Below are 25,483 nucleotides of genomic sequence, written 5' to 3' on the forward strand. Positions count from 1 at the left end.
GCTTACTCCGGACGCTGGGCGGCTATGATAAAGACGGGGTTGTTGGCGTCCAGCCGCAGGTCACCGGCCAGCGGCACGGCGCATGCAGACTGCACCTGTGTGATTTCGTACGGCCAGCCCATTGCGGTGAATGCTTCCCGCGCACGGTTCAACGACCCCAGCAGCACGCAGTGGGCCACAATGCGGCCGCCGGGATTGAGCCGTGAGCATGCCTGATGCAGCACTTCGTCGCCGGAGCCGAGTCCGCCGCCCAGAAAAATTCTGTCAGGGGCGGGCAGATCGTCGAGACAGGCAGGCATGGTGCCGTGCACCACTTCAACCTGCAGCGCCCCGAAGCGGCGTCTGTTGGCGCGGATGTGCTCAACGCGGGCCGCCTTGCGTTCCACGCACCACACCACGCCCTCACCCACCAGACATGAGGCTTCCATGCCCATGGCACCGCTGCCTGCTCCCAGATCCCACACCGTCATGCCGTGCGAAGGACGCAGCGCGGCAATGCCCGCGGCGCGTATGGGCCATTTGGTCACCAGTCCGCCGTCGCTCAGCAGTTCGTCGTCGGGTATGCCGGGGGCGAGCACACGCTCGGGGCCGCCTCTGCGTTCTATGAGAACGGTGTTCAGTGACGAAAAACTGCGTTTGACGGCATCCTGCAGAGAGTAGCGGTCGAAATGCTCGTTGGGCTGTCCCATGTTTTCAAACACCCAGACAAAAAACCAGTCGGCGCCTCTGTCCAGCAGCCACTGGGCAATGGCCGAAGGAATGCTGCGGCCGTCTGTGAGCACGCAGACCCACGGGCTTTGCAGCAGGGCCTGCATGAGCGGACGCATGTCGTCGCGTCCGTGCAGCGATACCACCCTGATGCCCTGCCACGGCACTTTGGCGCGTGCGGCAGCAGCCTGCAGCGATGTGATATTGGGCCATATGCGCACGCCTTCCGGTCCGAATTCATCCACAAGGCGCGCACCTATGCCGAAAAACAGCGGGTCGCCGTCGGCCAGCACCACCACGGATTTACCCTGACTTTCCAGTCTGGCTATGTTTTCCAGCATATCGCCCAGCGGCGCCGTGATGAGCAGCTTTTCTGCCGGATGATCGTCAAAAAGGGCCAGCTGACGCTTGCCGCCCACCAGAACCTGAGCGCTTTCGACAACATCGGTATGATATTCCGGCAGCGAGTCGGCATCCATGCCGAGACCAACCACATCAATGGTCATTGTCGCCTCCTGCAGCTATGGCAACGGGTTGTTTGAACTATGGTACACCATGGCGCATGCGGGGGCTAGTCATGTGCCTGCGCCAGATGCCGTCCGTCAAAATCAAACAGATGGACGGTGAGCGCCGGTGCCGTGCCGGTGTGGTTCCGGGCAGCCTTCAGCGCTTTTACGGCCAGAGCCTTGAGCACACGGGGCAGCGCTGCGGAATGCTCCATAATGTCCAGCGCATGCCGGGCGGTATTGGCCGCGGCCACCTGCTGCGCCAGTTCTTCTTCCAGCCCGGCGTGTCGGCATGCCTGTGCCAGCGTCCGGAAGTCTATCTGCGCCGCATGGGCGTGTGTGTAGCTGTGGCCTTCCCCCAGTTTGACCAGCTTGCCGAAAAAACACCCCCAGACAATATGCTCAAAACCTTCCTGTGCTGCCTGTCGCAGCGAAAATTCTGCAAAGTCGGCAACCTGAACGAAGGCGGTTTCCGGTTCGTGCGGGTGCAGCTGCATGAGCAGACGCTCGCTGCGGCGCCCTGTGGAAAGATAGACGGTCTGTGCACCCGTGGTGCGCGCCACCTTCATGCCCTGAACGATGGTGGCCCGCCATGCGCCGTGGCTGTATGGCTTTACCGTGCCGCGCGTGCCCAGAATGGAAATTCCCCCGCGGATGCCCAGTCTCGGGTTGAATGTTCTGGCTGCGCGTTCTTCGCCGTCGGGTACGCATATGGTTACTTCCACCCCGCCGGAGTATCCGTGCCGGGCGCACTGTTCCAGTACGGCGGCGGCTATCTGCCTACGGGGTTCGGGGTTGATGGCGGGTTCGCCGGGGGGCACCGGCAGACCGGGCAGAGTCACGACCCCCACACCGGTGCCGCCGTAAATATGAATATCCAGACATTGCGAGGCACGGTGCAGGCTGCCGTCGCCGTTGTCCAGCGCCCGTGCAATGCCGGTCATGGTCTGCGCGCTGATTGTTATGCGTCTGCCCCGCCATGTGTCTTCTGCGGGAGGAGGCGCACTGCACAGCGCCACATGCGCCTGTATGACACTGCCGTGGGTTGCGTCAGGGTCGTCGCCTCCGTCTTTGACCACCTGCGCTGCGGCCTGTGCTGCGGCTGTCCGGCTGCATGCCGATACCGGTACGGTAAGCCGCTGTATATTTCCGCGGGCATCGCCGGAGAACGGGGGCAGTGCCACAGAAACGGCCTGAGATCTGCCGCCGGTGAGCAGCAGCTTTACAGCGGCGGCTGCCGCTGCGGAAGCGGCCGTGCCGGTTGTGAATCCTTCCCGCAGTTTTTTTGCTTTCGCCATGGGGGGCGTTATACGCGCATTTACTGTTACGTCCAAGGGGGCGCGGTGCGGCTGCCGCTCAGGAAGGCGGCTTTTTTATTGATAGCGCGGCCATGTGATTATCAGGTCTGTCTATGCGTTATTGTTTTTTTATTTCTACTATCAATTTCATTTTGCCGCCGGCTGAGGCTATCGTGCGCGGAACCATAAAGGCATGGGTATTATGATGTTACGGTTTGTATCCTCTGTCTGGACATACAGGGTTGTGCGCCTTGCTCTGGCGGTGTTGTTTCTGGTGGCTGGTGCCATGAAGCTTGCCGATATGCAGGCTTTTGCGCGGGTCATCGAGGAGTACCGCATGCTGCCGCAAGCCGTTGTGCCGTGGGTGGCTTTTCTGCTGCCGCTGGCAGAGGTTGCCGCGGGAGTGCTGCTGTTTTTTGACAGGCGCGGCGGTCTGACTGCCGTGACGGCAATGCTGCTGCTTTTTCTGGGGGTGCTCGGGTATGCCATGGCTGCCGGTCTTACCATAGGCGACTGCGGCTGCTTTGAACCCGGTGACCTGCCTGAAGGTGTGGAGGACGGCAGCGCGTTACGCGATGCCTTTGTGCGTGACGTTGTTATGCTGGCGGGCGCATGTCATCTGTACTGGTGGCGCATGCGTGTAGCCGGAAGAGTTTTTCTGTAACCGGAAAACAGCCGGATCACCTGTAACTGCTGAGCCTGAGGAGGAAAGGAAAATGAAAAGGATTGTATCCCTGCTGGTGATGTTGACCGCGGTGCTGGCGCTTTCAGCCTGCAACATGCCTTTTATGTCTTCTGAAAACGAACTTGATCTGGAAACAAAGACGGTCAAGCTGGTTAAGGAAGTGCAGCGCGGCGACTATGACGTGGTGACCACCGCAGAGCTGAAAAAGTGGATAGACGAAGGTCGTTCCATGCTTATCGTGGACACCATGCCCTATGAAGCTTCCTACAAGAAAAATCATATTCCCGGCGCGGCTCAGTTTCTTTTTCCCATTCCTGATATGAATGAGTGGGATATGAAGGAAACCGGAGACAAGAGTCAGGCTGAATTTGAAGCCATGCTGGGTCCCGATAAAGACCGTGTGCTGGTTTTTTACTGCGGCTTTGTAAAGTGCACCCGCTCGCATAACGGCGCAGCCTGGGCACGCAAGCTGGGCTACACCAATGTCTACCGTCATCCCGGCGGCATCCGTGCATGGATAGAAGCCGGATACCCTGTTGATTCCATCAAGTAGCCACGCCGCAGACTCATCGGTGTATGTTCACCCCGCACGGGTTGCCGTGCGGGGTGTTTTTTATGCGCGGGGTACGTCCGGTTTGTGCGGCTTCCGGGCAACCATGCAGAAAGGCGCAGCATGGGGGCTGCGCCTTTCATATGGCGGAAGTAACGCTGTTCCGGCCCGTTGCCGGTCTGTGGCGTCAGATTCAGGGCTTTTTGGAAACCATGATGTCCAGCACCACCCTGTCGGCTTCCTGCATACCGTCACTGCCCAGCCGGGCAAGGTTGGCGATGCACAGCTCTATGTCGTCTTCCACAATGCCTTCACGGCGGTCTATGCCTATGCCGTCCATGGCAAGCATTGCGGACTGCACGCCGGCGCTTACCGCCGAAGCCACTTTCATGGCGCATCCGGTTTTGGCTCCGTCGCAGATCATGCCGGCCACGTTGCCCACCATGTTGCGTATGGTGCGGTCCACCTGTTCCATACCGCCGCCCATCAGCAGCACTATGCCGCATCCGGCTGCCGCCGCCGCCACAGTGGCTCCGCACAGTGCGGAAAGCCTGCCAAGGCGGTGCTTCATGTGAATGGACGTCAGGTGACTCATGATAAGCGCGCGGGCAAGCTCTTCGTCGCTTGATTCCAGACGCTTTGCAAAAGCCACCACGGGCATGGTGCAGGTTATGCCCTGATTGCCGCTGCCCGAGTTGCTCATGACCGGCAATGACACACCGGCCATGCGGGCGTCGGAGGCGGCGGCCGTCAGTTTGACCGCCAGCGTGCTGACATCGTCGGACATCAGGTGCTTGCGTATGTTTTCATCAATGGTGCGGCCTACTTTCAGGCCGTATTCCCTGGCCAGACCTTCCACGGCAATGGCTTCGTTCAGCCGTGCCGCTTCCAGTATGAAGGCTATGGCATCATACGGTGCCTGCGTGGCGAATTCGTGAATGGCCGCCATGGTCAGAGGCCATTTTTCTTCCACGCCGCCCTGTGACAGGTCCTGCACAGGCACGGAGAAGACCGTCTCGCCGTCGCGTTCCAGCCGTACGATGTTCGAGTGTTCGTGCACCAGCACGCTGCGGGCCGTATGTCCGCCGCCGGTGACCGTGACTTCGGCGTACAGCAGCGGAGCGCCCTGAGCCACGGAAACGTCCACTCTGCCTTCTGCCACCATCTGCCTGCCTGCTTCGGCCTGCTCCGGTGTCAGTCCGGCCAGCACTTCAAGACCGCGCTGCGGGTCGCCGCCCAGTGCACCTACGGCGGCAGCTATGTTCATGCCGGTGGTGCCTGTTCCGGGCACACCCACACCCATGCCGTTTTTCAGCAGATTACCGCTGACCTTCACTTCTATGCGGTCGGGCGTCCGGCCCAGAGTTGCTGCGGCATGTGCGGCTGCAAGCGCCACCGCGACAGGCTCGGTGCAGCCCAGTGCCGGCACAACTTCCTTGTGCAGCAGGTCTATATATTGGGACCATTCCGGTTTGAGCATATATATATCCGTTTCTATGGCGTTGTCATGGAGATGCGGCGGAACGTGCCTATAGCTTGTGCCCCGAAAGCTCTCCGTTTCTGTTGAATATGCCTTCGAGCATCAGGGCAATGGCACCGTCGCCGGTTACGTTGCATGCCGTGCCGAAGCTGTCCTGCAGAGCAAAGATGGCAAGCAGCAGGGCAACGCCCGCGGGGTCGAATCCCAGCACGCCCACCACAATGCCCAGCGAAGCCATGACCGTGCCGCCGGGCACGCCCGGAGCGCCGATGGCGAATACGCCGAACAGGATGATGAACACGAACATGGTGCCGAAAGCGGGCATGTGGCCGTACAGCATCAGCGAGATGGTCATGGCGAAGAAGGTTTCGGTAAGTACTGAACCGCACAGGTGGATGGTGGCGCCCAGCGGCACGGCAAATTCAACCGTGTCTTTGGAAAGCACCCGTGAACGCGATGCGCATTCCAGTGCCACGGGCAGTGTGGCGGCGCTGGACATGGTGCCCACGGCGGTCAGATAGGCGGGCGGGTAGTGGCGCAGCACCTCGATGGGGTTGCGGCGCGAAACAATGCCCGCAATGGTGTACATGACGGCCAGCCAGATGAAATGGCCCAGCAGCACCAGTACGATGACCTTGAGGAATACCGGCAGCTGCCGTGTGAGGCTGCCTTCGTAGGCAAGGCCGGCAAAGGTGGTGGCAATGAAGAAAGGCAGAATGGGAATAACGACGCGGCTGACAACCTGCATCATTATTTTTTCCAGTTCACCCAGCAGCTTGCCCATGACTTCCGCACGGGTCCACAGGGTGGCTATACCCAGCATGATGGCGGTGATGAGTGCTGTCATGACAGGCATGATTGCCGGAATATTAAGCTGGAAGAGTATTTTGGGAAGTTCGCGCAGACCTTCGACCGATGTAGGTACGGAAAGGTGCGGAATAATGGCATAGCCTGCCAGACAGGCCATGGTGGCCGCGCCCACAGACGACATGTAGGCAATGCCCACACCGGTCATCAGCATGCGGCTGGCGTTTTCACCCAGACGGGTGATGGCAGGAGCGATGAATGCGATGATGACAAGCGGAACCGTGTAAAAGATGAGCTGCCCGAGCACATGCTTGACGGACATGATGATCTGCATGACTGTTTCGTCAGCCATGAACCCGATGCCTGCGCCGATGGCGATGCCCGCCAGCAGCTTGATGATGAGGCCGAATTCGCTTTTGCGTCTGGACATGATAGTCTCCTCCGATGGTGTAAGGAGCCGCCGCCCCTTCAACGGCGGCTTCCCGGGACAGTCCGGCTTCCCCCTGAATTACCGGCGCGCAACCACTTCTATTTCCACTCCCGCGCCCAGCGGCAGGGCAGCAACCTGAACGCAGCTGCGGGCGGGAAAAGGCTCGCTGAAGTAAGTGGCATACACTTCGTTCACTTTGGGAAAGTCGGCCATGTCGGCCAGAAAGACCGTGGTCTTGAATACCTGCTTCAGGCTGCAGCCTGCGGCTTCAAGCACGGATTTGACGTTTTCGAGCGCCTGTCTGGTCTGTTCCGAAATGTCTTCGGGCATGACTTTGGTGGCAGGGTCGATGGGCAGCTGGCCCGAAGTGAAGACAAGGTCTTGCGTTTCGGTGCCCTGAGAGTAGGGGCCGATGGCCCCGGGTGCTTTGTCTGTGGCAATAGCTTTGAACATAGCCGGGTCTCCTTTTTTGCTTCCTTGCGCCCGGTGCAGTGCGTCCGTCACGTATCGCCCTGCAGCGGGTGCAAAAAAGTTGTCGGCAGCATGGTGCGGTTCCGCGGTGTTGGCTGGGTGGGAACCTTTCCTTGCTGCTGTTGATATTTTTTTATTGTGATAAAAAATTATTGTCAACGCGAAAATGCGGCGCAGCAATAAAAAAAGCTCCCGCTTGCGGGAGCTTTTGTGCTGTCAGCCGGTGACGCGCTGCAGGTATCTGTACACGGTGGCTTCAGAGGCGGCCAGATGCCGCGCCACCACGGCCACGGCGCCCTTGAGCAAAAACACCCCTTTGTCATTAAGAGTGCGCACTATGGCAATCTTTTCGTCAGGCGTCATGCGTTCGGGGGGTATTTCGGCGCCGTTGACCACCTGCAGAATAATACTGCCGGTCAGGTCTTCCAGCGACTCGGCAAATGTTTCCAGCGAATGGCCGTTTTCCGGTTCGGGACGGGGTTTTTCCATGCGCCCCCGCTGGATGAAGCGCTCTATAAGGTCGCGCGCTTCCAGCAGGCCGGTGTTGTCCATGTTCAGACACAGCATGCCGGCCAGCGTGCCGTCGTCTTCGCGTATGAAATAGGTTGCCGAATGCAGCGCCCGTCCGTCACGCGCCTGTGACTTGTACCCGATGACAAAACTCTCGCGCTCCCATGTGCCCGCTTTCATCAGCTGCAGGGCAAGGTCGGTCACCGTGGTCGAAAAGCTTGATGACGAGCTCATGGCGCTGGCGGACGGAGAGGCCTTTGTCCTTGTCCCCGTTGTCACGGGAAAATCTTCGGAAGAACCGGCTTCTGAGGAAAAATCGTTGGCAAGAGGGGCCCAGGAACGGGAGCAGACCTCCCCTGCGGCAGAATCCTCATGGCACTGGTATCTTCACCCTCGTGAACCCATAGCGAGGGCGATTCATAACCCCCAGGAGACAACTCCGGGGACTTGGTAGGGGAACAACAACCATTGGTGGAAACCATGACATTTTTATTGTCCCAAACCGTCCCAAAAAGGTGACATTTTCATTGGCTGTTTACATCTGGCGTGGGTGCTTTTCCGGGCAGAAAGCTTTGCCGATGCTCTGAAAGTATACGAGGGCATGGCCGGACTGCACGGGTTCGGCATGACCAGAACGTTCAAGGATATGTTCGAGGCAGCCACAGGAGTGGGACCTTACGGGCAGCTGCAGTTCCTGCTGCCGGCGTGCCTTGCGGCGTTTGTCTTTCCCAACTCCCGCACGCTGCGCGGGCTGGTAAGCCCCGGCATGTTCTGGACAGCATGGATTGTCATCTGTCTTTTCTGCTCGTTGTATTTCATGGCAGATGCCGCCCATGTCTCCGAGTTCATCTACTTCAGGTTTTGATTATGCGCGTTGACCGTTACAAGCGACACTCCTTCTATGCCCTGTTCTGGACTGTGGGGCTGTTTGCACTGTTCAAGCTGCTTCTGTTTGCCAACTATGCCTCCGGTTTTCGGATGGTGCAGCAGGACGCGCTGGTCAGGTACCAGCTGGAACGCATTGCCCTGCCGGACCCTGTGCATACTCTTCTCGTGGGTGACAGTTCATTGGGCAACGCCGTCAGTGCTCCGCTTTTTTCCGCAGTCACGGGCCGCCCTGCACTGTCTCTGGCGCTTACAGGCAGCTTCGGGGTGCAGGGTTCGGTCAATATGGCCCTGCGCGCCATGCAGCACCATCCGGAAATACGTAATGTGGTATTTTTCCAGACGCTCGACATTTTTCAGCGCCGGTCCGGTACCTGGCCGTATGCCACGGTCGACCCATGGTGTCCGCAGACATGGCGGAGCATTGCCGTGAGTGACAATGTGACGGCGATTGATGTGCTGGCGGGCTATCTGCAGTTCGTCACCGATCTTGGGCATCTCCGGCACGGTATGACGGACATGACGCCGGAGCTGAGTGCCGGGACACTGTATACGGAACAGGCTGACAGCAGATTCAACAACGGCGGACGCACACTTGGTGTGAAAAACTGGATAACAGGGACTCCGCGTGAGCGTGTGGTACAGGCTCTTGATGAATTTGCCGCATATTGCGCTGCACGGGGGGTACGCTGTATTTTTGTGTTCGGCCCCATGCATGAGGAAGTCATTGCGCATTCTGCCGGATATGTGCGCGAGGTGTGGCGGCTGCTGAACAAGACGCGCCATCTGACAGTGGTGCCGGAGCTTTTCCCGCTTTCCGCTGACAGATTGGGGGACTCGGAAGATCATGTGGCCCCCGAGTTTCAGGCGGAGACCACCCGTCAGTATGCAAGGCGGCTGGACCAGTTTCTTTTGCCATGACAGGCGCGGCCGGTTATCCGGCCGCGTTTTTTTGTATGCAGAAACTGCCCCGCCAGTGATATGCCCCCCATCAGGTGGACATGGTGATAAAGCCCCCCAGGCTGAAACCATTCACCTGATGGGGGGCATATCACTATGCCGGGAGATTTTTCCATGGTGCATCGCGGTGCAGTGGAGAAACTATCCTTCAGATGCACGGTCGGGAAGGCAGACCGGCAGGCTGTGCCCTGCAAGCGGCGGAGGAAATATCACCCGGCGGAAAAGCCGGCGGGAACCCCTTGTGTAAACCTGAGTTGTCACTTTGTGTGGTGTGAAAACAGCGGAACTTTTTTTTCGGGCAAAATATGTGAAAAAAAGGGCGATGTGCATACTGCCGGAGGCATACCGGTTTTGTGTACAGCGAAACTGCGGAATCGGGACAGGTCGCCTGATATGACAGTTGTTTTATAACTGTCCAGCTTATTACGTTTTTTGTTTGGCTTGAGTCGGCGATGATATGATGCGCGGGCTGACACATCAGGCTGCAGAGATTCGGGCGGCATAGATTCGGCTGGAAAATGCGGGATACGAGCGCTGCAAGGATGTACGAATGCGCCGGAGGACATGTCCGGCACATAAGAGTATCCGGATTCACGTTCACCGGAACAGCGGATATCCGGTGCGGCCTGTGCGGCGTCTGCCGGAGCTGTACCGGAAAAGAAAAAGAGTGCGGATTTCGTGTGAGAAGGTCAAAGTTTCAGGGGGTATGGGGCATATGGGGCGCATGCGGGGCGCCCGACAGGCGTTTGTCGGGCGGGCAGTGCATTGATGCGCACGGGCTGGCCGGATGCAGCGGGTAACAAAAAAAGGAGTCTGCTAACAGACTCCTTTTACATTCGTGGTGCCGGGGGGAGACTCGAACTCCCACGGGGGAACCCCCACTAGACCCTGAACCTAGCGTGTCTACCAATTCCACCACCTCGGCACGGTACGGCGCATCCGCGTAACGAGTGCGTCGAGGAAAGGTGTTTATACGGATTGCCTGCGGAGCGCAAGAACTTTTTTTGGAAATAAGAAAAAAAGAGTAATAGTGAGACAAAGCACAAGCGATATGGTAACTTTGGTTTGCAACTGTCAACAGAGGTATGCGTCCGGCATGCGGCAGACTGCCCGGCAAGCCGCCCTGTGCGCCGGTCCGTAAGGGCAACGGGTCTGGCACGCTTCTTGTTATACTGTGGCGGAGACGCCTTTCGGGTACGGGCGGGGCAAGCCCTGTTGGATGTTCGGAGGCGAGTCATCAATCAGTTTTAAGGAGGATAAGGCTCTCATGGCGGAACAGAACAGCAACGTTGTCGTGGACACAGGCCAAAGCCGGTTGTCCGATTTGTGGACCAAGGAAGATTACTGGGCGATCTGGCTTGGTTTTCTTGTCATTTTTGTTTGTATTTTTGCATACTTCAACTTCGGACCCAAAGAAGAGTTCGCACAGAAGATTGCCAAGTACAATGCGGTGCAGCAGGAAGAGGCTGCCCGCGCACCTTTCAAGACTCTTGAATGGTACGATGCTCAGGAAGGCAAGAAAAAGCTCAAGGCTTCTTCTTCCGGCTTCGGCAAGTTTGTGAAGCACTGGACAGCTCGTCCCAATACCTGGAAGACCAACCCCCTTGACGCCTTCATCATGTCTGAAGAAGTTGCCAAGGCCAAGAATGAAAAGGGCAAGCCTGCTTACGAAAAGGCCAAGGCCGCCACTGCAGCCGCCTTTGCAGAAGCAAAGGTAGCACAGGAAGCAGCCGCTGCCGCTTCGTTCCAGAACGCCGGTCTGAATGAAGCCGCACAGGCTGAAATCGCCGACTGGCGCGCTGCCAAGGCTCAGGAAGCCAAAGCCAAGAAAAAGGTTTCCTACAAAGCCTACAACGTCATTCCGACTCTGATCGGTCTGTGCGTGTTCTTTATCCTGTTCTTCGGTATCGGCATTCATTTTATGGGCAAAAGCGTAGGCGCATTTGCCAAGGGCTTCGGCATCGTGTTTCTGGTGTCGGTTCTGGCCTACACGCTGGGCGCGCACACCATTTCCAAGCAGTACGGCTTCGGCGCTGAAGCATGGGGCGTTCTGCTGGGTATGGTTATCGCCAACACCCTCGGCACTCCCAGCTGGGTCAAGCCCGCCTGCGAAGTGGAATACTTCATCAAGACCGGTCTGGTACTGCTGGGCGCGGAAGTGATGTTCAACAAGATCGTCGCCATCGGTATTCCCGGTATCTTCGTGGCGTGGGTTGTTACCCCTGTTGTACTTATCTCCACCTTCATCTTCGGTCAGAAGGTGCTGCGTATTCCTTCCAAGACCCTGAACATGGTTATCTCCGCCGACATGTCGGTGTGCGGCACCTCTGCCGCTATCGCCACGGCTGCGGCCTGCCGCGCCAAAAAGGAAGAGCTTACCCTGTCCATCGGTCTTTCGCTGGTCTTCACTGCCATCATGATGATCGTCATGCCTGCCTTCATCAAGGCTGTGGGCATACCTGAAATTCTCGGCGGCGCGTGGATGGGCGGTACCATCGACGCCACCGGCGCCGTGGCAGCTGCAGGTGCGTTCCTGGGTGAAAAAGCTCTGTACGTTGCCGCTACCATCAAGATGATTCAGAACGTGCTTATCGGCGTTACCGCCTTCGGCGTGGCTGTGTACTGGTGCACCCGCGTTGAATGCGAAGCCGGCAAGACCGTGGGCGCTGCCGAAATCTGGCACCGTTTCCCCAAGTTCGTTCTGGGCTTCATGGCTGCCTCCATCCTGTTCTCCATTCTTGATGGCAGCATGGGCAGCGACCTTGGCTACTCCATGCTGGATCAGGGTGTCACCCGCGGCGGCAGCCGTCTGCTGCGCGGTTGGTTCTTTGCCCTGTCCTTCGCCGCCATCGGTCTGGCAACCAACTTCCGCGAGCTTGCCCACTACTTCAAGGGCGGCAAGCCTCTTATCCTGTACGTCTGCGGTCAGTCCTTCAACCTGATGCTGACTCTGACCATGGCCTACATCATGTTCTACGTGGTATTCCCCGAAATCACCGCGCAGATCTAAGGCCCGGAAAGCGTATCCTTACGTGAAATGCGGGGGGGAGAGGTCAACCTCTCCCCCCTTTACAAGGAAATGTCAGATGACTGAGCAACAGCAACCCCTTTCTGTAAGACTGCGTAATTTTGTTCTGAGCGTCGGTACGGCGCTGGTCTTTGTCTACGTGGTGTTGCCCATGCTTACCAATGCCGTTCCCATTCTGCACAGAATGACCATGTATTTGGAAGATAACGGAATAGATCCCACCCGCTATTACTTCACCGATCTTGAAGCGGTCACCGAGGCGGAAAATCACATGGAAGAAGTGATGATGAATGTGAAGAAGCCCGCCCTGCCCGGAGAGCAGTCAGAATAACTCCGGCAGTGTCCGCAGACGCTGCTCTTCCGTTTTCCGGGTGCTTGATTAGCACCGGCGAAATGGCTATCAACCCCTTCGCCGACAGACCGCATGGCTGTGCGGGGGGCTTCTTTCGCGGCTGAGGCGCAGTCAGAAAAAAGTCTTCCGGCAATTACAAAAGGCGGCAGCTCCGGACACGCAATGCATATTCACAAACCCACAAGCCTTCAGGCAAAATTTTTATCCGGTCTCGCCGTCGCGTGCCTCACTCTGGGCGTTCTTTTTGCGGGCGGGTTCTACATTCACATGCGCAATGTGCTGGAAGAAGAGGTGCGCGACAAAGCGCGGCTCATCTTCACCCATGTGGATTCCATTCAGAATTATGTGCGGCAGGTGCTGCGCCCCACCATGTACGAACAGCTGCCCGACACGTTTGTCATTCAGGCCATGTCGTCGTCCTTTGTTTCCCGCAGCGTCATGAGCCGTCTTAATAACGGGCCGGACGGCACCATATACCGCCGTGTGGCCATAGATGCACGCAATCCCGAATACGAAGCCAACGAAAGAGAACTGGAACTCATCGATTACTTCAGGGGCCATCCGGAAAGCGGAATCTGGCGCGGATATAAAAATATCAACGGCGACCGCTACTATGTGATGGCCCGGCCGGTGCGCTTTGTTGAAAGCTGCATGTACTGCCACGGCGAACCGGCGGATGCCCCTGCCGACCTTGTGCGCATGTACGGCAACAGAGGATTCGGCAAGGAACAGGATTCCATTGCCGGTGTCGACTTTGTGGGGCTGTCCGTTGACGGCAGCGTTGGGCGCCTGCAGCGCACCATCCTGACGTATTTTGTTTTTTTCACGGTCGGAGCCGTTATCTTTTTTTCCACGACAAACCTGCTTTTCAAGGTGCTGGTGGTCAACAATCTTAAGCGCCTGACCAATGTGTTCCGGCGCAATGTGGCCGATGCCGAGGGCAGCGCCCTGCTGCGCAAACTGGAACAGGGTGACGAAATAGAAGAGCTGGTGGAAGGGATGGAACAGATGGGCGAGCATCTGTACGAGGCCCGCAGCCAGCTGCAGCTGTACGCAGAGAATCTACGCGGCATGGTTGACCAGCGCACGCAGGCGCTTTCGCGCGAGGTGGAGGCCCGCAGGGCCGATGTGGCTCTTTTTGTCAGCCTGCTGTCTGATATGCGCAGCAGCACGTCACGCGCCGACCTGTGGCAGCTGGCGCTGCCTCAGATATGCCGGCGGTTCAGAGCGCGGCGCATTGCCTATGTGTGCACCATGGCCTCTCAGAATTATTTTTCGTGGCCGGAAAACATGGGCCGGCCCGAACTGCCGGATGACCTCGTGGGGGTGCTTACATCCGGCGCCTGTGTGGTGCTGGGTAACAAAGCCTACATTCCGGTGGAATCAAGCGTTGGTAATGCTGAAGGTATCCTGTGCCTTTTCTGGGATACGGATGCCGAAGCCAACACCCATGACCGGGCAGTGCTGCAGGCACTGGGCAGACAGCTGGGCACCGTGGCGGAAAACATGACCGCCATAGACAGCCTGATGCGGCAGATGAACGTGCTGCAGACCATTGTGGAAGGCATAACAGACCCTCTGGCGCTCATGGATTCCAACTGCGCTGTGCTTACTGTGAATGAGGCCGCGCGCAAACTGACTGCCGAACTTACGGGCGGCAGGCGTTCCGACGGCAACCTGCTGCCGCTCTTTTTCGGGGCGGAACTGGATCACTGCCCCATGGTGGATGCCATCAAGCGTGGTACTCCCGACCTGCGCGAAGAAACTCTGCCGTGCGGCCGGTCGTTTTCTCTGTCCATGTATCCGGTGCGCGCAAAGGATGGCACAACAGGTCGTGTTGTTGTGTATGTGCGTGAAACCACAATGGAAAAAAGGATGATGGTGCAGGTGCGCCAGTCTGAAAAGATGGCCACCGTGGGCAAACTGACTGCGGGGCTGGCACATGAAATCAACAACCCGCTGGGTGTCATTCTGTGTTATGCCGAGCTGTTGCGGCAGAACATAAGCGATCCTCAGCAGGGGGCCGACCTTGATGTCATTGTGCGGCATACCAGACAGGCGCAGCGGGTGCTGCGTGATCTGCTGAATTTTGCCCGGCCCAAGGCCGCGGGGTCGGGACTGGCCGATGCCTGTGCCGTTGCCGGTTCCGTCACGGAAGTGTTTTCTGTGCAGGCCATGAAAAAAGGGGTGACACTGTCTTTGCAGTGTCCGTCCGATCTGCCGCGGGTGCGTATAGGTTTGAACGAACTGGAGCAGGTACTGGGCAATCTGGTGATAAACGCGCTGGATGCCTGTCCCGATGCAGACGGCGAGGTGCTTGTGCGCATTTCCCCGCGCAGCGGCGGCATGATTGCCATCGAGGTGGCGGATAACGGGCCGGGTATTCTGCCTGACGATATGTCCCATGTGTTTGACCCGTTTTTCTCCACCAAGGAGACAAACGCCGGTACCGGACTGGGATTAACGGTTGTGTACGGCATGATTACCGATGTCGGGGGCACGGTGGAAGCCGGAGCTTCTGCCGAACTGGGCGGCGCGCTGTTTACTGTGCTGCTGCCTGCCGAAGACGGACCGGAAACGGACGGCGCGGCGTAACGTCGGCGCGTACCGGTCAGAACAAAAGCGGAGTACGCATGTCGGAAATTGCAACACCTGCAGCCATGGTGCACAGCGGCAGGCTGTGCCTGCTGATTGTGGATGACGAGCGGGATTTTGCCAGCGGTCTTGCGCGGCTTCTTTCCAGCCGGTTCCGCGATATTGATGTGGTGCCTGTTTTCAGCGCCAAAGAAGCGCTGGAAGTGCTGGCAGAGCGCAGTGTGCACCTGATGATGACCGACCTGCGCATGCCGGAAATGGGTGGTATGCAGCTTTTGCGGCAGGCGCTTGAGGTGCAGCCCGGCCTTAGCATGGTGGTGCTGACGGCGCACGGCACCATAGAAACGGCCGTGGAGGCTTTGCAGTCAGGGGCGTATGATTTTCTGACCAAGCCCATCGAGCCGGACCAGCTTTTCAGCGCGGTGGCCAAAGGGCTGGAACGCAGCAGACTGCTGGAAGAGAACAACAGGCTGCGTCAGATCATCTCGGCCGGAGGCGAGCCGGGCGAACTGGTGGGGGAGGGCCGTGCCATGCAGCAGCTCAAGCGCACCATAGCTGCTGTGGCCCAGTCTGATTATACCGTGCTGGTGCGGGGCGAATCCGGCACCGGCAAAGAGCTGGTGGCGCGTCTGGTGCACCGGCTGGGCAATCGGGCGGGCAGACCGTTTATGGCTGTCAACTGCCCGGCAATCCCTGAAAATCTTCTGGAAAGCGAGCTTTTCGGTCACGTAAAGGGCGCCTTTACCGGAGCGGACAGGGATCACAAGGGACTTTTTGCCGTGGCGGACAAAGGCACCCTGCATCTGGATGAAATAGGTGATATTTCCGCGCCCATCCAGACAAAGTTGCTGCGCTGTCTTCAGGACGGTGAAATACGCCCGGTGGGGGCCAGCCGGTCGGAGACTGTGGATGTGCGTGTGGTGGCCTCTACCAATCAGGACCTTGAGGCGCGCATAGCCGATAAATCATTCCGCGAAGATCTTTATTACCGGCTTAATGTGCTTACGGTAACGCTGCCCCCGCTGCGTGAGCGTGTGGAAGACATTCCGCTGCTGGTGCACTATCTGCTGCGCAAGGCATGCACCGAGATGGGGCTGGAAGAAAAGGAAATTTCGCCGGATGTCGTGGAGTGGATGACCCGCCGCACATGGCCCGGCAACGTGCGTGAACTGCAGAACTTTGTACGCAGACTCACGGTGTTCTGTGCCGGACGGCTGGTCGATATGGACATTATCCGCATGGTGGAGCAGGGCAGCGGCGGGGCAATGCCGCCGGTGGTCGCCGGCGGTCTGTCTCCGGGCGGTTTTCGCAGCGGTGAAGGCTTTGTGCCCTACAAAGATGCCAAGGCAAAGGTGGTGGACGATTTTACCACGGCGTATCTGCGTGATCTGCTGACGTCCGCAGGGGGCAATGTTTCCGAGGCGGCCCGCATGTCCGGTCTGTCCCGTGTGGCCCTGCAGAAAATTCTCACCCGTCTGGACATTAACGTGGCACGATACCGCTGAGTATGTGGCTCTGTGTATTGTTGACCCGTCCTAAAATGAGTTGACGTTTTTTAGATTGTTCAAGTTTGGGCTGTGAGGGCAACCTCACAGCCCATTTTATGTACATACTCCGGCGTCTTCATATTCAGGCTAAGATGAGGACGCTCCGTATTATAGATTCCGATCGACTCGTCCACAACTGCCTTCAACTCATCGTAACTTTTGCATGGCACAAATAGAAACTCTTGCTTCAGGATGCCATTCACCCGTTCAGCCAAAGCGTTCTGATAGCAATCGTATCCATCAGTCATGGAACAAAGCATCCCTGCCTTACTCAACTTGTCTTGGTAGATGGTCGATGCGTACTGAAGCCCCCTGTCAGAGTGGTGGATTGCCTCTTTGGTAGTCAAACGGTTCCTGGCAGCTTTTTCCAGTGCCTTGGACACCCCTTCAGCTCCAAGATCCCGATTGAGGCTATGTCCCATGATCTTTCTACTATAAGCATCCGTCACCAAGGTGAGGTAGTAGGTCTGCTCTCTTGTCGAAAGATATGTGATGTCACTAACAAAAACCTGCTCCGGACTTGATGGTCGGATATCTTTAAACAAGTTCGGGTGCTTCTTGAGCCAATGCTTTGAATTTGTTGTTTTTGTGTAGTTTCGTTTGCGCCTTATGAGCATGTGCTCCTTTCGTAACAACGCGAACAAAGCATCGCGCCCAAGCTTGATTCCCTTTGCGCTGATAGCATCGCACAGCAGCGAATACAGCTTTCTGGTTCCAAGCCGAGGCATTCTGGCTCTGACGGCAAGCACCAGCTCTTTCACAACTTGAAGCTGGATAGCTCGGAATTCAAAACGCTTTTCGGCCTGATAAACAGATTGGCGGCTCACCCCGAGCTGCCTGCAACAAGCCGCCAAGCTTACTTTGGCTTTTTGTTGAAGATTTCGTGCAGCTCGGGGGTAAACTTTTTTCTTATGGCAGTCCCGTATTCGCGGTCTGAAATGTCAATCATTTCGTTGAGAAGCATGTTCTTCAGCCTCTCGTCCCTCAGCTCCCGTTCCAATCTTCTGATTTGCTGCGCGGGAGTCTCTTTAGCTTTTGGCGATTTACTCGAATGTACCACAGGCTTGCTCCAATCAAGAGTTCCGTGCTTTCTAAGCCAGATAAGCACAGTGCTGCGCCCTTGAATACCATACATCTTCTGAGCCTGCTTGTATGTCATTTCGCCTTGTTCCACTTGAGTCACGACGGATATTTTAAAGGCCATCGTGTAGTCTCGTTGGGTGCGCTTTACATGCTGATTCTTTTCACTTTCCATGAAATAGGCTCCTTACTTGTCAACCTATTTCAGGACGGGACATGTAATTAAGAAAAGCCCGCGAACTTGTTCGCGGGCTTTTGCGGTATGACGGGACAGGGGAAATACATCCGGACGTGCCGGTGCGTCAGCTCATCAGCGCCATGGCCGCCGAGATGCTGAGAAACGAAAAAACCGTGGTCAGCAGTACCGATGCCGACGTGTTGGCACAGTCAGTGTCGTATGCCTCGGCCAGAACAAAAGCCAGCGTGCCGGTGGGCATGGCTGCCAGCAGCACACCCATGGGCACCCAATGTCCCTGCACGTTGAAAAACCGCATGCATACCCAGACCAGCAGCGGATGCACGGCCAGTTTGATGACGCCGGAAACCGCCTGATATACCGGCTGGGCTTTCGGGCCGCCGCTCATCTGCAGCTGCATGGCCAGCACCATGCCCACAGCCACCAGAGCACAAGGCGAGGCGGTATCTCCCAGCATTGCGGCAGCAGAAGCAAGCCAGTGCGGCAGCGTTGTGCCGCTCAGTGATACGGCAAGTCCGGCCAGAGCGCCGATAAGAATAGGATTGCGCGCCAGCGAGGCACCTATGGAAAACCACATGCGGGTTCTGCCGGTACCCTCGGGGCGTTCCACCCCCAGCTCAAGCATGGCTATGCCCGTAAGCACAAAAGGCATGGTGAACAGGGTGTAAATGCCCATGGCCAGTACCGCGTCGGGATTGTCCGGAAAGAGAGCCATCAGAATGGGCAGCCCCAGAAAAGCGGCATTGGCAAATGTGGTGGTAAACGCCTGAAATCCGGCCAGCGGAGTGCGCGCCCCGAAAAATATGCGGAACAGCGCGAATGACAGCAGGTAGCAGATACCCAGTCCGGCCAGCAGCGCCGCAATGAAGCTGCCTTCGAACAGGCGCTCCGGCGAAGACTGCGCGATGGCGATGAACAGCAGCGCGGGCAGCGCTATTCTGTACACATACTGGTTCAGCGCTGCGGCCCCGTCGCGGGGCAGCCATCCTGCCCGTTGTATGACGCCGCCCAGCACGATGAGCAGAAAGACAGGCATGATGGTGTAAAAAATTGTAAGCATGAGAGTGTCCGGTTGATGAATGGCAGCCGGACGGCATGACCGCCCGGCAAAGAAGGACGATCAGCATACCCCCTCTTGGCAGGGCTTTCAATACGCCGGAGTATGTAAAATGGAACTGTCAGGAATCGTTGTGTTTTGCATGGCGATGCAGTAGGTGCTGTGTGATGCGTATTCTACATGTACTCAGTCAGCGTCCGGAAATGACGGGCAGCGGGGTCAGCACCTTGGCAATGCTGCGCTGTGCAGGCGATGCAGGGCACAGCAATGCACTGGTGGCGGGAGTGCCCGCGGCGTTTGCTGTGCCCGCGCAGCTGGGCGGCGGCACCCCGCAGGCACAGGAAGAACACTGCCTTTGTTCTTTCAGCAGCTTTGTGCGGTTCGGCCGCGATCTGCCCTTTGCCGTCACCGGCATGAGCGACGTCATGCCGTATGAATCAAGCAGATGGGCACAACTGGACGACAGCCAGCTTGATGCGTACGAAGCCTGTTTCGGGAAGTGCCTGCGGAATGCAGTGCAGGCCTTTCGTCCGCAGATCATTCACAGTAATCATCTGTGGGTGGTGACGGCGCTGGCACGCAGATTGTTTCCGCAGATTCCCGTGGTTGCATCGTGCCACGGGTCTGACCTGCGGCAGTTCCGTTCCGTGCCCCGTGTGGCGCGCCGCGTTCTGGCAGCGTGCCGCATGGTCGATGGTGTTTTTGCCCTTTCGCAGGCGCAGAAGCGCGATATTGAAATGCTGTACGGCATTGACTCCCGGCGCATCAGCGTTGTGGCTGCCGGATATGACCGGCAGGTCTTCGGCTGCGGGCGCCCGTGGCGGCGCAATACTGCCGGTGGCCCGTTGCGCGTGCTGTACGCCGGTAAACTTTCCCGGGCAAAGGGCGTTCCGTGGCTGCTGCGGGCATGTGCCCGGCTGCTTGGCGGCGGGCACGATATGGTGCTGGATATCTGCGGCGGCGGCACAGGTTCCGATTACGAAGAATGCGTTGCGCTGGCACGCGGGCTGGGTGAACGGGCGGTGCTGCACGGCAATGTGTCTCAGAACCGGCTGGCGGAGCTGATGCGTGCAGCCCATGTATTTGTGCTGCCGTCGTTTTTTGAGGGACTTCCTCTGGTGCTGCTTGAAGCACTGGCCTGCGGGTGCCGTCTGGTTGCCACGCGACTTGAAGGTGTGGAGGAAGTGTTTGCCGGTCTGCCGTCCGAGGCGGTTACGCTGGTGGACCTGCCCCGTCTGCATGATGTGGACAGGCCCTTTGCGGAGGACGAACGCCGGTTTGAGCATAACCTGCATGCCGCCCTGAAGAATTGCCTGCAGACCATGAACGCCCCTGTTGCCGGAGGTGTCAGTCCGGCTGTGGATGCCCTGCTTGACGGGTATTCATGGGAAGCTGTTTTCGGCCGTGTTGATGCGGTTTACCGTCGCATTGTTTCTGATTGCTGCTGACGGCTGAAGCTCTGTTCGGGGGGCGCAAGGGATTTCAGCCTGTGCTGCGTCCGGCAGTAGTGTGCCCGGCAGTGCTGTGCCCGCAGTGATGTGCCCGCAGTGATGTGCCCGCAGTGCTGTTTCCGGCCTGCACGGCGGTGTGCCCCGTGCAGCCGGTGCCGGTACATACAGGCGGACAGTTTTGTAACTGCCCGCCCGCATTGCATCATTCTGTCAATTCGGGACTGAAGCGCTGCGCTGCGTTTGTACCGGCCTCTGTTTCCGGTTCAGTTTTCCTGGCTCAGTGCTCCGGTTCGTTTGTCTGTCCGGTTATTGTGTCTGGCTGCCATGCTGCTGCGGCATGGTTCAGGTCAGGTGCTTTTCCGCCGCGTCCCAGTCGACCAGATGGTCAAGAAACGCGGAAACGTAATCCGCACGCCGGTTCTGATAGTCCAGATAATAGGCGTGCTCCCAGACATCACAGACCAGCACCGGTGTTTTGCCCTGCACCATGGGATTTTCGGCATTGGCGGTTTTCACCACTTCCAGTGTTCCGTCGCTGTTGCGCACAAGCCACGCCCAGCCGCTGCCGAACTGTCCTTTGGCCGCGGCGGAAAAGGCTTCACGGAATTGTTCGTACCCGCCGAAGGATGCCTGCAGGTGTTCCATCATGCGTTTTCCGGGGGCGCCACCGCCCGAGGGCTTCATGCCGTTCCAGTAAAACGTGTGGTTCCATGCCTGTGCGGCGTTGTTGAACAGCGCAGCACTGTCCGGTTTGCCTGCAGCCTTCAGAAACACTTCGTGCAGTGCCATGCCTGACATACCGGCTGCAAGCGTGTTTGTTTTGTCATAGTAGGCTTTGGTGTGTTTGCCGTAATGAAAGCTGATGGTGCGTGCCGAGATGTACGGTTCCAGCGCGTTTTCCGCATACGGCAGCGGCGGAAGAGGATACGCTTCGGCCGCACGGGCGCGAAGGGGAAGCCCCAGAACAGCCGCACCGGCAAGCAGACCTGTTCCGGCAGCTGCCAGCTGTATGAATTTACGCCTGTCCATGGTTACTGTCCGACAGAATTCACCGTGTTGCATTATGCCCTCCGGCGTCAGAGATGAACAAGAAAAAAACTTTTTCTATTTTATGACAATGGACGGGGTGCGCTAAGCTGTCAAGAATAACCGCAGCCATGCACGGTGTGATGCAGTCCGGTGTGCTGTGTACGTGTCAGAAATACAGCAAAATTGCAGTTGGTTGCCCTGCATGCCGTGTGTCGTGGTGTGGTTTGCGTCTTGCCGGAATGCAGAATGACAGCAGGCGCAGGCGGAGCTGCGGCGGGTGGCTAAAAAAGAACGGGTACAGGCAGTTGCCTGACTGCGTGGGGATATGCGCGGGCAGCGCTTGCCGCCACAGGATCAAAGCCCTGTTTCCGGTGCTCAGGCCGGTATGCACAGCATGAAAATGACATGCCGGCCGGTGCTCCGGACCATGGCTAGGTACCGGCCTGCTGCATGGTCAGCGCCACGGCGGCCACGTCGTCATGGCATTTGAAGCGCGGAAACATGCGGCAGTCGGGGTCCTGACTCTGCAGCGCGTGTATATGCCGGTGCAGTCCTTCAAGGCCTCTGGTCAGGTAGGCGCGGGCCAGATCGCCGAACGATGTTCCGTACTCCGGTGCGGCTTCGGGCAGCGAAAGTCCGTCGGTGAACAGCAGAATATGGGCTATGCCGTCCAGCGACATTTCTCCGTACTGCAGAAACCTGCTCATTTCCGGCTCACCGTTCAGAACGCCGAAGGTGCGGTTCATGCTGCGGCGTACCGATACAATCTGGTCGTGCAGCGCAGCGCGGATATCACGGACGCCCGCACGGCTTAACTGTTTCCAGCGTATCATGGTCAGCCTGTCATGGTCGTAGTCGCGCGCGGGCATGTGCCAGCGGCCTGAGGTGTCTATGAACATGACGCGGCAGTCGCCTATCTGCGCCCATTGTGCGCTGTTTTCTGTCAGACGCAGAGCTGCCGCACTGGCCGACCACAACCGCAGCCTGTCTTGCGGTGCTGAAGTATCTATACCGTATGATGCCATCTGACGCGCCAGATATGCATTGGCCCGCTGCATGATGCCGGTGAGAGACGGTTCGTCCTGCAGAGCAAAGCCGCGTTCCAGTGCAGCGCTGACGCAGCAGGCCGCATTCCATGCACCGGTGTGTCCGTCGTACAGGGTGCCGTCCAGACTGGAAGCCCCGTCCACCACGGCAAAGCAGTTGCCCGCCGCGATCAGCCTGTCTTCGTTTTCTTTGCCCGACCCTGCGGAGTAGACCGTCCGGATGTTGAAAGAGCGCTGCGCAGGCGCAAACAGTGCAGCAGTGGAAGGGCTGCCTTTGGCGCGCGGAGTGTGCAGTGTGTCCATGGGCGGAGTATAGAAAACACTCCGCACTGTGTCGCATGCAAAAAATCGATGCATGCTTGTAATTGTTATAGGTAGAACTGATATGACAAAAGGCGGGTCATTGCCCGCCTTTTATCCTGTGATCCGCCCGCGCGGCTTATTGCACGGGTGCGTAGTAGCATCGTTTCGGGGAATGGATTTTTCCGGAATCTTTCAGGTTTTTTATGGCCTTGGAAACTTCCTTGCTGTCAACACCCAGCTTTTCGGCAACTTCACCGGGACGAACAGGCTTGCCGGCTTCCTGCATTGCTTTCAGAACTTTATCTTCCATGAGACCCTCCTTAAATAGTATTGATTTTTATTAGCCAATTGGCTGCCCGCTGTCAAGGGTTGCTGCGGCGTCAGCCGTCCGGAGCGGCAGCAATGAGTTTTTCAGACCAGATTTCTGTTCTGTTTCTGCCTTTTTTCTTTGCCTGATACAAGGCTCTGTCGGCTTTTGCCAGCAGGTCGTCCAGCTGCGTGGTGCCGAAGATGGGTGCCCCGCCCATATCGGCCACACCGATGCTGATGGTTATGCGTATTTCATCGTCGGCAGCCTGAACGGGGGTCGATTCAATATTTCTGCGGATACGTTCCGCCAGTGAAAAGGCCGATGCCGTGTCGGTGGCAGGGGCAATGACGGCGAACTCTTCGCCGCCCATGCGGATGGTCATGTCTTTGCTGCGTACCGCGTTCGAGATGGTCCGTGCCACGGACTGCAGCACCATGTCTCCCGCATCGTGCCCCCATGCATCGTTGACCTGTTTAAAAAAATCAATGTCGAGCATCAGACAGCTGCACGGCAGGTCGGCTTCGGTGCAGGCTGTGATGGTTCTGGTTCCTTCGTGCGCCAGATGCCGCCTGTTGTGCAGGCCGGTCAGCGTGTCGCAGAAAGAAAGATGCTCCAGATCGCGCATCTGCTGTGAAACGCGTTCCGCCATAAAGCAGAAGTTGTCGTACAGTCTGCGTATTTCAGGCGGCATATCGGCGGTGTGCAGATAGGGACATTCCTTGTCGTAGTGCCCGTGGGTCAGCTCTTCCGACATGGTTGAGATCTCTTCTATGGGGCCGGTTATGCGTCTGCCCGCTTTGAGCAGAAACGGGATGAGCAGGGCTGCGGTGGCCAGAGCGCCTGTCATGGTCATGGCAATTATCCAGCTGTATCCGCCCAGCATGGCACGCACTGGTCTTTCCTGCACCAGCAGCCATTGGCCGGATTTGAAAGCCAGTCTGACGCCCAGCACATACACGCCCTGAGTGTTGCGGTAAAAATGCGGTGTGCTCAGCGAATCTTCGGGCGGCAGCACGGTTCGCGTGACGGGAATGCCTTCCGGATTATAGCGCGGCAGAATGATGGTGTTTTCCTGCAGTCTGCTGGTCAGCAGGTATCCGTCGGCAGTGGCCAGAAAGCTTTGATCGTTCTGGCGGCGGTGCAGGCGCAGCAGGGCCTCGTCAAGGGTGCGCAGGTCTGTCACGCCGATGACAGCTCCTGCAAAGCGGCCGTCGGCAAAAGGCAGCGGCGCGCAGAAAATAAGCGACGGGTTGTGCGAAAAGCGGCTTACCAGCACCGGAGAAACCACGGGCAGGCCCTGACGGGCTTTTTGGAAGTAGCCGCGGTCACCTACATTGATCGGCACGGGCAGTTCCGGCCCTGTCAGCAGTGAGCCATCGGGAGAGGCGTAAAAAACCTGACTGAACGATGTGTGGTAATTAAGAAAAACGCGCAAAGCCTGTTGCAGCGCGGCTGTATCGTGCAGGTCGCTGATGCTGGTATGGGCAAAAAATGTGATGCTTTGCAGTTGCTCGTTAAGCCATCTTTCGGTGGTCAGTTTGTGGTGCTGCAGCTCCACCACCATGTCATGGTGCGTACCGCCCACAACCAGAATGCGGCTGACAACAGCAAACGTGAGCAGAGACACGCAAAGAGGCAGCGTTACAAGCAGAAAGGAAAAAAAACGGATACGTGAAGCAATGCTCTGACTGCGTGCCATGACGCCTTGTACCGTTAAAGGTTGCAGGCTGCTATAACCATTCGGCCTTTCAGAATATCAGATGGTCATGCCGCAAGCAACGGCCGGAGCGTGATTAAGAATATCGGCTGCATATACGCGCAGGCACCGCGCATAAGCAAAAAAGCTTCATCCGTATCAGGATGAAGCTTTTTTTCATGGTGCCGAGGGCGGGACTCGAACCCGCACGGACGTAATCCACTACCCCCTCAAGATAGCGTGTCTACCAGTTCCACCACCTCGGCTCCGTAAATGCGCGACCTTTTATGTGTCGGCGCGGAGGCAGTATGTAGCCGGAACTGCGGTTACTTGCAAGTGCTTTTTGCGGAAAAAAAGAAAAAAGTTTATCTGCGATGGCGGCAGGTGCCCGCGGGCATACAGGCTTTACACCATGGTGCCCGGCAGGGCGGGGCCGCAGGAGCCGTTGCGCTGCGCGGACCGAACGGCTAGGATGCCTCGCTGCGGCGGTTGTGCCGTGCTGT

22 protein-coding genes and 2 tRNA genes are annotated in these 25,483 nt (G+C 57.8%); 10 read left to right on the forward strand and 14 right to left on the reverse strand.

From position 1 onward, the window contains the following. Positions 1-2 precede the first annotated feature (2 nt). Complete coding sequence (locus tag ACZ5D1_RS03820) at positions 3-1,214, reverse strand: bifunctional cobalt-precorrin-7 (C(5))-methyltransferase/cobalt-precorrin-6B (C(15))-methyltransferase (RefSeq protein ID WP_011366865.1); 1,212 nt, start codon at positions 1,212-1,214, stop codon at positions 3-5. Between the two features lie 65 nt (positions 1,215-1,279). Next, entirely contained in the window at positions 1,280-2,512 is a 1,233-nt protein-coding gene (gene cbiD / locus ACZ5D1_RS03825) for a cobalt-precorrin-5B (C(1))-methyltransferase CbiD (RefSeq protein ID WP_464555966.1), read from the reverse strand. A 193-nt stretch (positions 2,513-2,705) separates the two neighbouring features. Here cbiD and ACZ5D1_RS03830 point away from each other — a divergent pair, with 193 nt between their 5' ends. Then, positions 2,706-3,176 carry a MauE/DoxX family redox-associated membrane protein gene (locus tag ACZ5D1_RS03830; RefSeq protein ID WP_148204110.1) on the forward strand — a complete coding sequence of 157 codons (471 nt, stop codon included), beginning with the start codon at positions 2,706-2,708 and terminating at the stop codon, positions 3,174-3,176. 52 nt (positions 3,177-3,228) lie between these two features. Further along, a complete protein-coding gene (locus ACZ5D1_RS03835; protein WP_011366868.1) occupies positions 3,229-3,750 on the forward strand; it encodes a rhodanese-like domain-containing protein in 522 nt (173 codons plus the stop codon). 190 nt (positions 3,751-3,940) lie between these two features. On the opposite strand, the gene ACZ5D1_RS03840 is transcribed toward ACZ5D1_RS03835, so the two are convergent. The 4 genes from ACZ5D1_RS03840 to ACZ5D1_RS03855 all read right to left on the reverse strand — a co-directional run bounded on the left by ACZ5D1_RS03840 (position 3,941) and on the right by ACZ5D1_RS03855 (position 7,679). Further along, positions 3,941-5,227, reverse strand: coding sequence for an L-cysteine desulfidase family protein (locus ACZ5D1_RS03840; RefSeq protein ID WP_464555969.1), 1,287 nt, complete (start codon positions 5,225-5,227; stop codon positions 3,941-3,943). Positions 5,228-5,276: 49 nt separating this feature from the next. After that, entirely contained in the window at positions 5,277-6,464 is a 1,188-nt protein-coding gene (locus ACZ5D1_RS03845) for a dicarboxylate/amino acid:cation symporter (RefSeq protein WP_041277076.1), read from the reverse strand. Positions 6,465-6,542: 78 nt separating this feature from the next. Next, positions 6,543-6,917, reverse strand: a complete 375-nt coding sequence (locus ACZ5D1_RS03850; RefSeq protein ID WP_011366871.1) for a RidA family protein — start codon at positions 6,915-6,917, stop codon at positions 6,543-6,545. Between the two features lie 234 nt (positions 6,918-7,151). Further along, a complete protein-coding gene (locus ACZ5D1_RS03855; protein WP_464555971.1) occupies positions 7,152-7,679 on the reverse strand; it encodes a helix-turn-helix transcriptional regulator in 528 nt (175 codons plus the stop codon). Here ACZ5D1_RS03855 and ACZ5D1_RS03860 point away from each other — a divergent pair. From ACZ5D1_RS03860 to ACZ5D1_RS03870, 3 genes are all read left to right on the forward strand, one after another. Continuing rightward, a complete protein-coding gene (locus ACZ5D1_RS03860; RefSeq protein ID WP_464555973.1) occupies positions 7,651-7,899 on the forward strand; it encodes a hypothetical protein in 249 nt (82 codons plus the stop codon). The genes ACZ5D1_RS03855 and ACZ5D1_RS03860 overlap by 29 nt on opposite strands. A 96-nt stretch (positions 7,900-7,995) precedes the next feature. Further along, positions 7,996-8,310: a hypothetical protein gene (locus ACZ5D1_RS03865; protein WP_464555975.1), complete on the forward strand. Its 315-nt coding sequence runs from the start codon at positions 7,996-7,998 to the stop codon at positions 8,308-8,310. 2 nt (positions 8,311-8,312) lie between these two features. Next, the gene (locus ACZ5D1_RS03870; RefSeq protein ID WP_464555977.1) at positions 8,313-9,251 is read left to right on the forward strand and encodes a hypothetical protein; all 939 of its coding nucleotides are present in this window, start codon (positions 8,313-8,315) and stop codon (positions 9,249-9,251) included. A gap of 878 nt (positions 9,252-10,129) precedes the next feature. Here the strand turns inward: ACZ5D1_RS03870 and ACZ5D1_RS03875 are convergent. Then, positions 10,130-10,215 (reverse strand) — tRNA-Leu (locus ACZ5D1_RS03875). 342 nt (positions 10,216-10,557) lie between these two features. Between ACZ5D1_RS03875 and ACZ5D1_RS03880 the strand changes: the two genes are divergently transcribed. From ACZ5D1_RS03880 to ACZ5D1_RS03895, 4 genes are all read left to right on the forward strand, one after another. Next, a complete protein-coding gene (locus tag ACZ5D1_RS03880; RefSeq protein ID WP_011366925.1) occupies positions 10,558-12,300 on the forward strand; it encodes a YeiH family protein in 1,743 nt (580 codons plus the stop codon). A 76-nt stretch (positions 12,301-12,376) separates the two neighbouring features. After that, entirely contained in the window at positions 12,377-12,649 is a 273-nt protein-coding gene (locus tag ACZ5D1_RS03885) for a hypothetical protein (protein ID WP_011366926.1), read from the forward strand. 183 nt (positions 12,650-12,832) lie between these two features. Next, entirely contained in the window at positions 12,833-15,265 is a 2,433-nt protein-coding gene (locus tag ACZ5D1_RS03890; protein WP_011366927.1) for a c-type heme family protein, read from the forward strand. Between the two features lie 38 nt (positions 15,266-15,303). Next, on the forward strand, positions 15,304-16,770 hold the full coding sequence (locus ACZ5D1_RS03895) for a sigma-54-dependent transcriptional regulator (RefSeq protein ID WP_464555978.1): 1,467 nt from the start codon (positions 15,304-15,306) through the stop codon (positions 16,768-16,770). Between the two features lie 59 nt (positions 16,771-16,829). Here ACZ5D1_RS03895 and ACZ5D1_RS03900 read toward each other — a convergent pair. After that, a protein-coding gene (locus ACZ5D1_RS03900; RefSeq protein WP_455697283.1) for an IS3-like element ISDde2 family transposase occupies positions 16,830-18,067 on the reverse strand; the annotation gives its coding sequence in 2 pieces (ribosomal slippage) (positions 16,830-17,713 and positions 17,713-18,067; 1,239 coding nt in all). Positions 18,068-18,194: 127 nt separating this feature from the next. Continuing rightward, positions 18,195-19,148 (reverse strand): AEC family transporter, encoded by a 954-nt coding sequence (locus tag ACZ5D1_RS03905; protein ID WP_011366929.1) that lies wholly within the window; start codon positions 19,146-19,148, stop codon positions 18,195-18,197. 164 nt (positions 19,149-19,312) lie between these two features. Between ACZ5D1_RS03905 and ACZ5D1_RS03910 the strand changes: the two genes are divergently transcribed. Continuing rightward, positions 19,313-20,593: a glycosyltransferase family 4 protein gene (locus ACZ5D1_RS03910; RefSeq protein WP_464555980.1), complete on the forward strand. Its 1,281-nt coding sequence runs from the start codon at positions 19,313-19,315 to the stop codon at positions 20,591-20,593. Between the two features lie 345 nt (positions 20,594-20,938). Here the strand turns inward: ACZ5D1_RS03910 and ACZ5D1_RS03915 are convergent, their stop codons facing one another. From ACZ5D1_RS03915 to ACZ5D1_RS03935, 5 genes are all read right to left on the reverse strand, one after another. Next, positions 20,939-21,658, reverse strand: coding sequence for a superoxide dismutase (locus ACZ5D1_RS03915; RefSeq protein WP_464555981.1), 720 nt, complete (start codon positions 21,656-21,658; stop codon positions 20,939-20,941). A 398-nt stretch (positions 21,659-22,056) separates the two neighbouring features. Then, positions 22,057-23,028 (reverse strand): protein phosphatase 2C domain-containing protein, encoded by a 972-nt coding sequence (locus ACZ5D1_RS03920; protein ID WP_464555982.1) that lies wholly within the window; start codon positions 23,026-23,028, stop codon positions 22,057-22,059. A gap of 82 nt (positions 23,029-23,110) precedes the next feature. Then, a complete protein-coding gene (locus tag ACZ5D1_RS03925) occupies positions 23,111-23,284 on the reverse strand; it encodes a helix-turn-helix domain-containing protein (protein WP_011366933.1) in 174 nt (57 codons plus the stop codon). A gap of 70 nt (positions 23,285-23,354) precedes the next feature. Beyond that, positions 23,355-24,983 (reverse strand): diguanylate cyclase, encoded by a 1,629-nt coding sequence (locus ACZ5D1_RS03930; RefSeq protein ID WP_464555984.1) that lies wholly within the window; start codon positions 24,981-24,983, stop codon positions 23,355-23,357. 177 nt (positions 24,984-25,160) lie between these two features. Continuing rightward, a tRNA-Leu gene (locus ACZ5D1_RS03935) sits at positions 25,161-25,246 on the reverse strand. Positions 25,247-25,483: the final 237 nt, after the last annotated feature.

Source organism: Oleidesulfovibrio vietnamensis (assembly GCF_055388115.1).

Coding starts and splice junctions, on each gene's coding strand:
- ACZ5D1_RS03820 (WP_011366865.1), bottom strand. CDS start 1,214: ATGACCATTGATGTGGTTGGTCTCGGCATGGATGCCGACTCGCTGCCG.
- cbiD (WP_464555966.1), bottom strand. CDS start 2,512: ATGGCGAAAGCAAAAAAACTGCGGGAAGGATTCACAACCGGCACGGCC.
- ACZ5D1_RS03830 (WP_148204110.1), top strand. CDS start 2,706: ATGGGTATTATGATGTTACGGTTTGTATCCTCTGTCTGGACATACAGG.
- ACZ5D1_RS03835 (WP_011366868.1), top strand. CDS start 3,229: ATGAAAAGGATTGTATCCCTGCTGGTGATGTTGACCGCGGTGCTGGCG.
- ACZ5D1_RS03840 (WP_464555969.1), bottom strand. CDS start 5,227: ATGCTCAAACCGGAATGGTCCCAATATATAGACCTGCTGCACAAGGAA.
- ACZ5D1_RS03845 (WP_041277076.1), bottom strand. CDS start 6,464: ATGTCCAGACGCAAAAGCGAATTCGGCCTCATCATCAAGCTGCTGGCG.
- ACZ5D1_RS03850 (WP_011366871.1), bottom strand. CDS start 6,917: ATGTTCAAAGCTATTGCCACAGACAAAGCACCCGGGGCCATCGGCCCC.
- ACZ5D1_RS03855 (WP_464555971.1), bottom strand. CDS start 7,679: ATGAGCTCGTCATCAAGCTTTTCGACCACGGTGACCGACCTTGCCCTG.
- ACZ5D1_RS03870 (WP_464555977.1), top strand. CDS start 8,313: ATGCGCGTTGACCGTTACAAGCGACACTCCTTCTATGCCCTGTTCTGG.
- ACZ5D1_RS03880 (WP_011366925.1), top strand. CDS start 10,558: ATGGCGGAACAGAACAGCAACGTTGTCGTGGACACAGGCCAAAGCCGG.
- ACZ5D1_RS03885 (WP_011366926.1), top strand. CDS start 12,377: ATGACTGAGCAACAGCAACCCCTTTCTGTAAGACTGCGTAATTTTGTT.
- ACZ5D1_RS03890 (WP_011366927.1), top strand. CDS start 12,833: ATGCATATTCACAAACCCACAAGCCTTCAGGCAAAATTTTTATCCGGT.
- ACZ5D1_RS03895 (WP_464555978.1), top strand. CDS start 15,304: ATGTCGGAAATTGCAACACCTGCAGCCATGGTGCACAGCGGCAGGCTG.
- ACZ5D1_RS03905 (WP_011366929.1), bottom strand. CDS start 19,148: ATGCTTACAATTTTTTACACCATCATGCCTGTCTTTCTGCTCATCGTG.
- ACZ5D1_RS03910 (WP_464555980.1), top strand. CDS start 19,313: ATGCGTATTCTACATGTACTCAGTCAGCGTCCGGAAATGACGGGCAGC.
- ACZ5D1_RS03915 (WP_464555981.1), bottom strand. CDS start 21,658: ATGCAACACGGTGAATTCTGTCGGACAGTAACCATGGACAGGCGTAAA.
- ACZ5D1_RS03920 (WP_464555982.1), bottom strand. CDS start 23,028: ATGCATCGATTTTTTGCATGCGACACAGTGCGGAGTGTTTTCTATACT.
- ACZ5D1_RS03925 (WP_011366933.1), bottom strand. CDS start 23,284: ATGGAAGATAAAGTTCTGAAAGCAATGCAGGAAGCCGGCAAGCCTGTT.
- ACZ5D1_RS03930 (WP_464555984.1), bottom strand. CDS start 24,983: ATGGCACGCAGTCAGAGCATTGCTTCACGTATCCGTTTTTTTTCCTTT.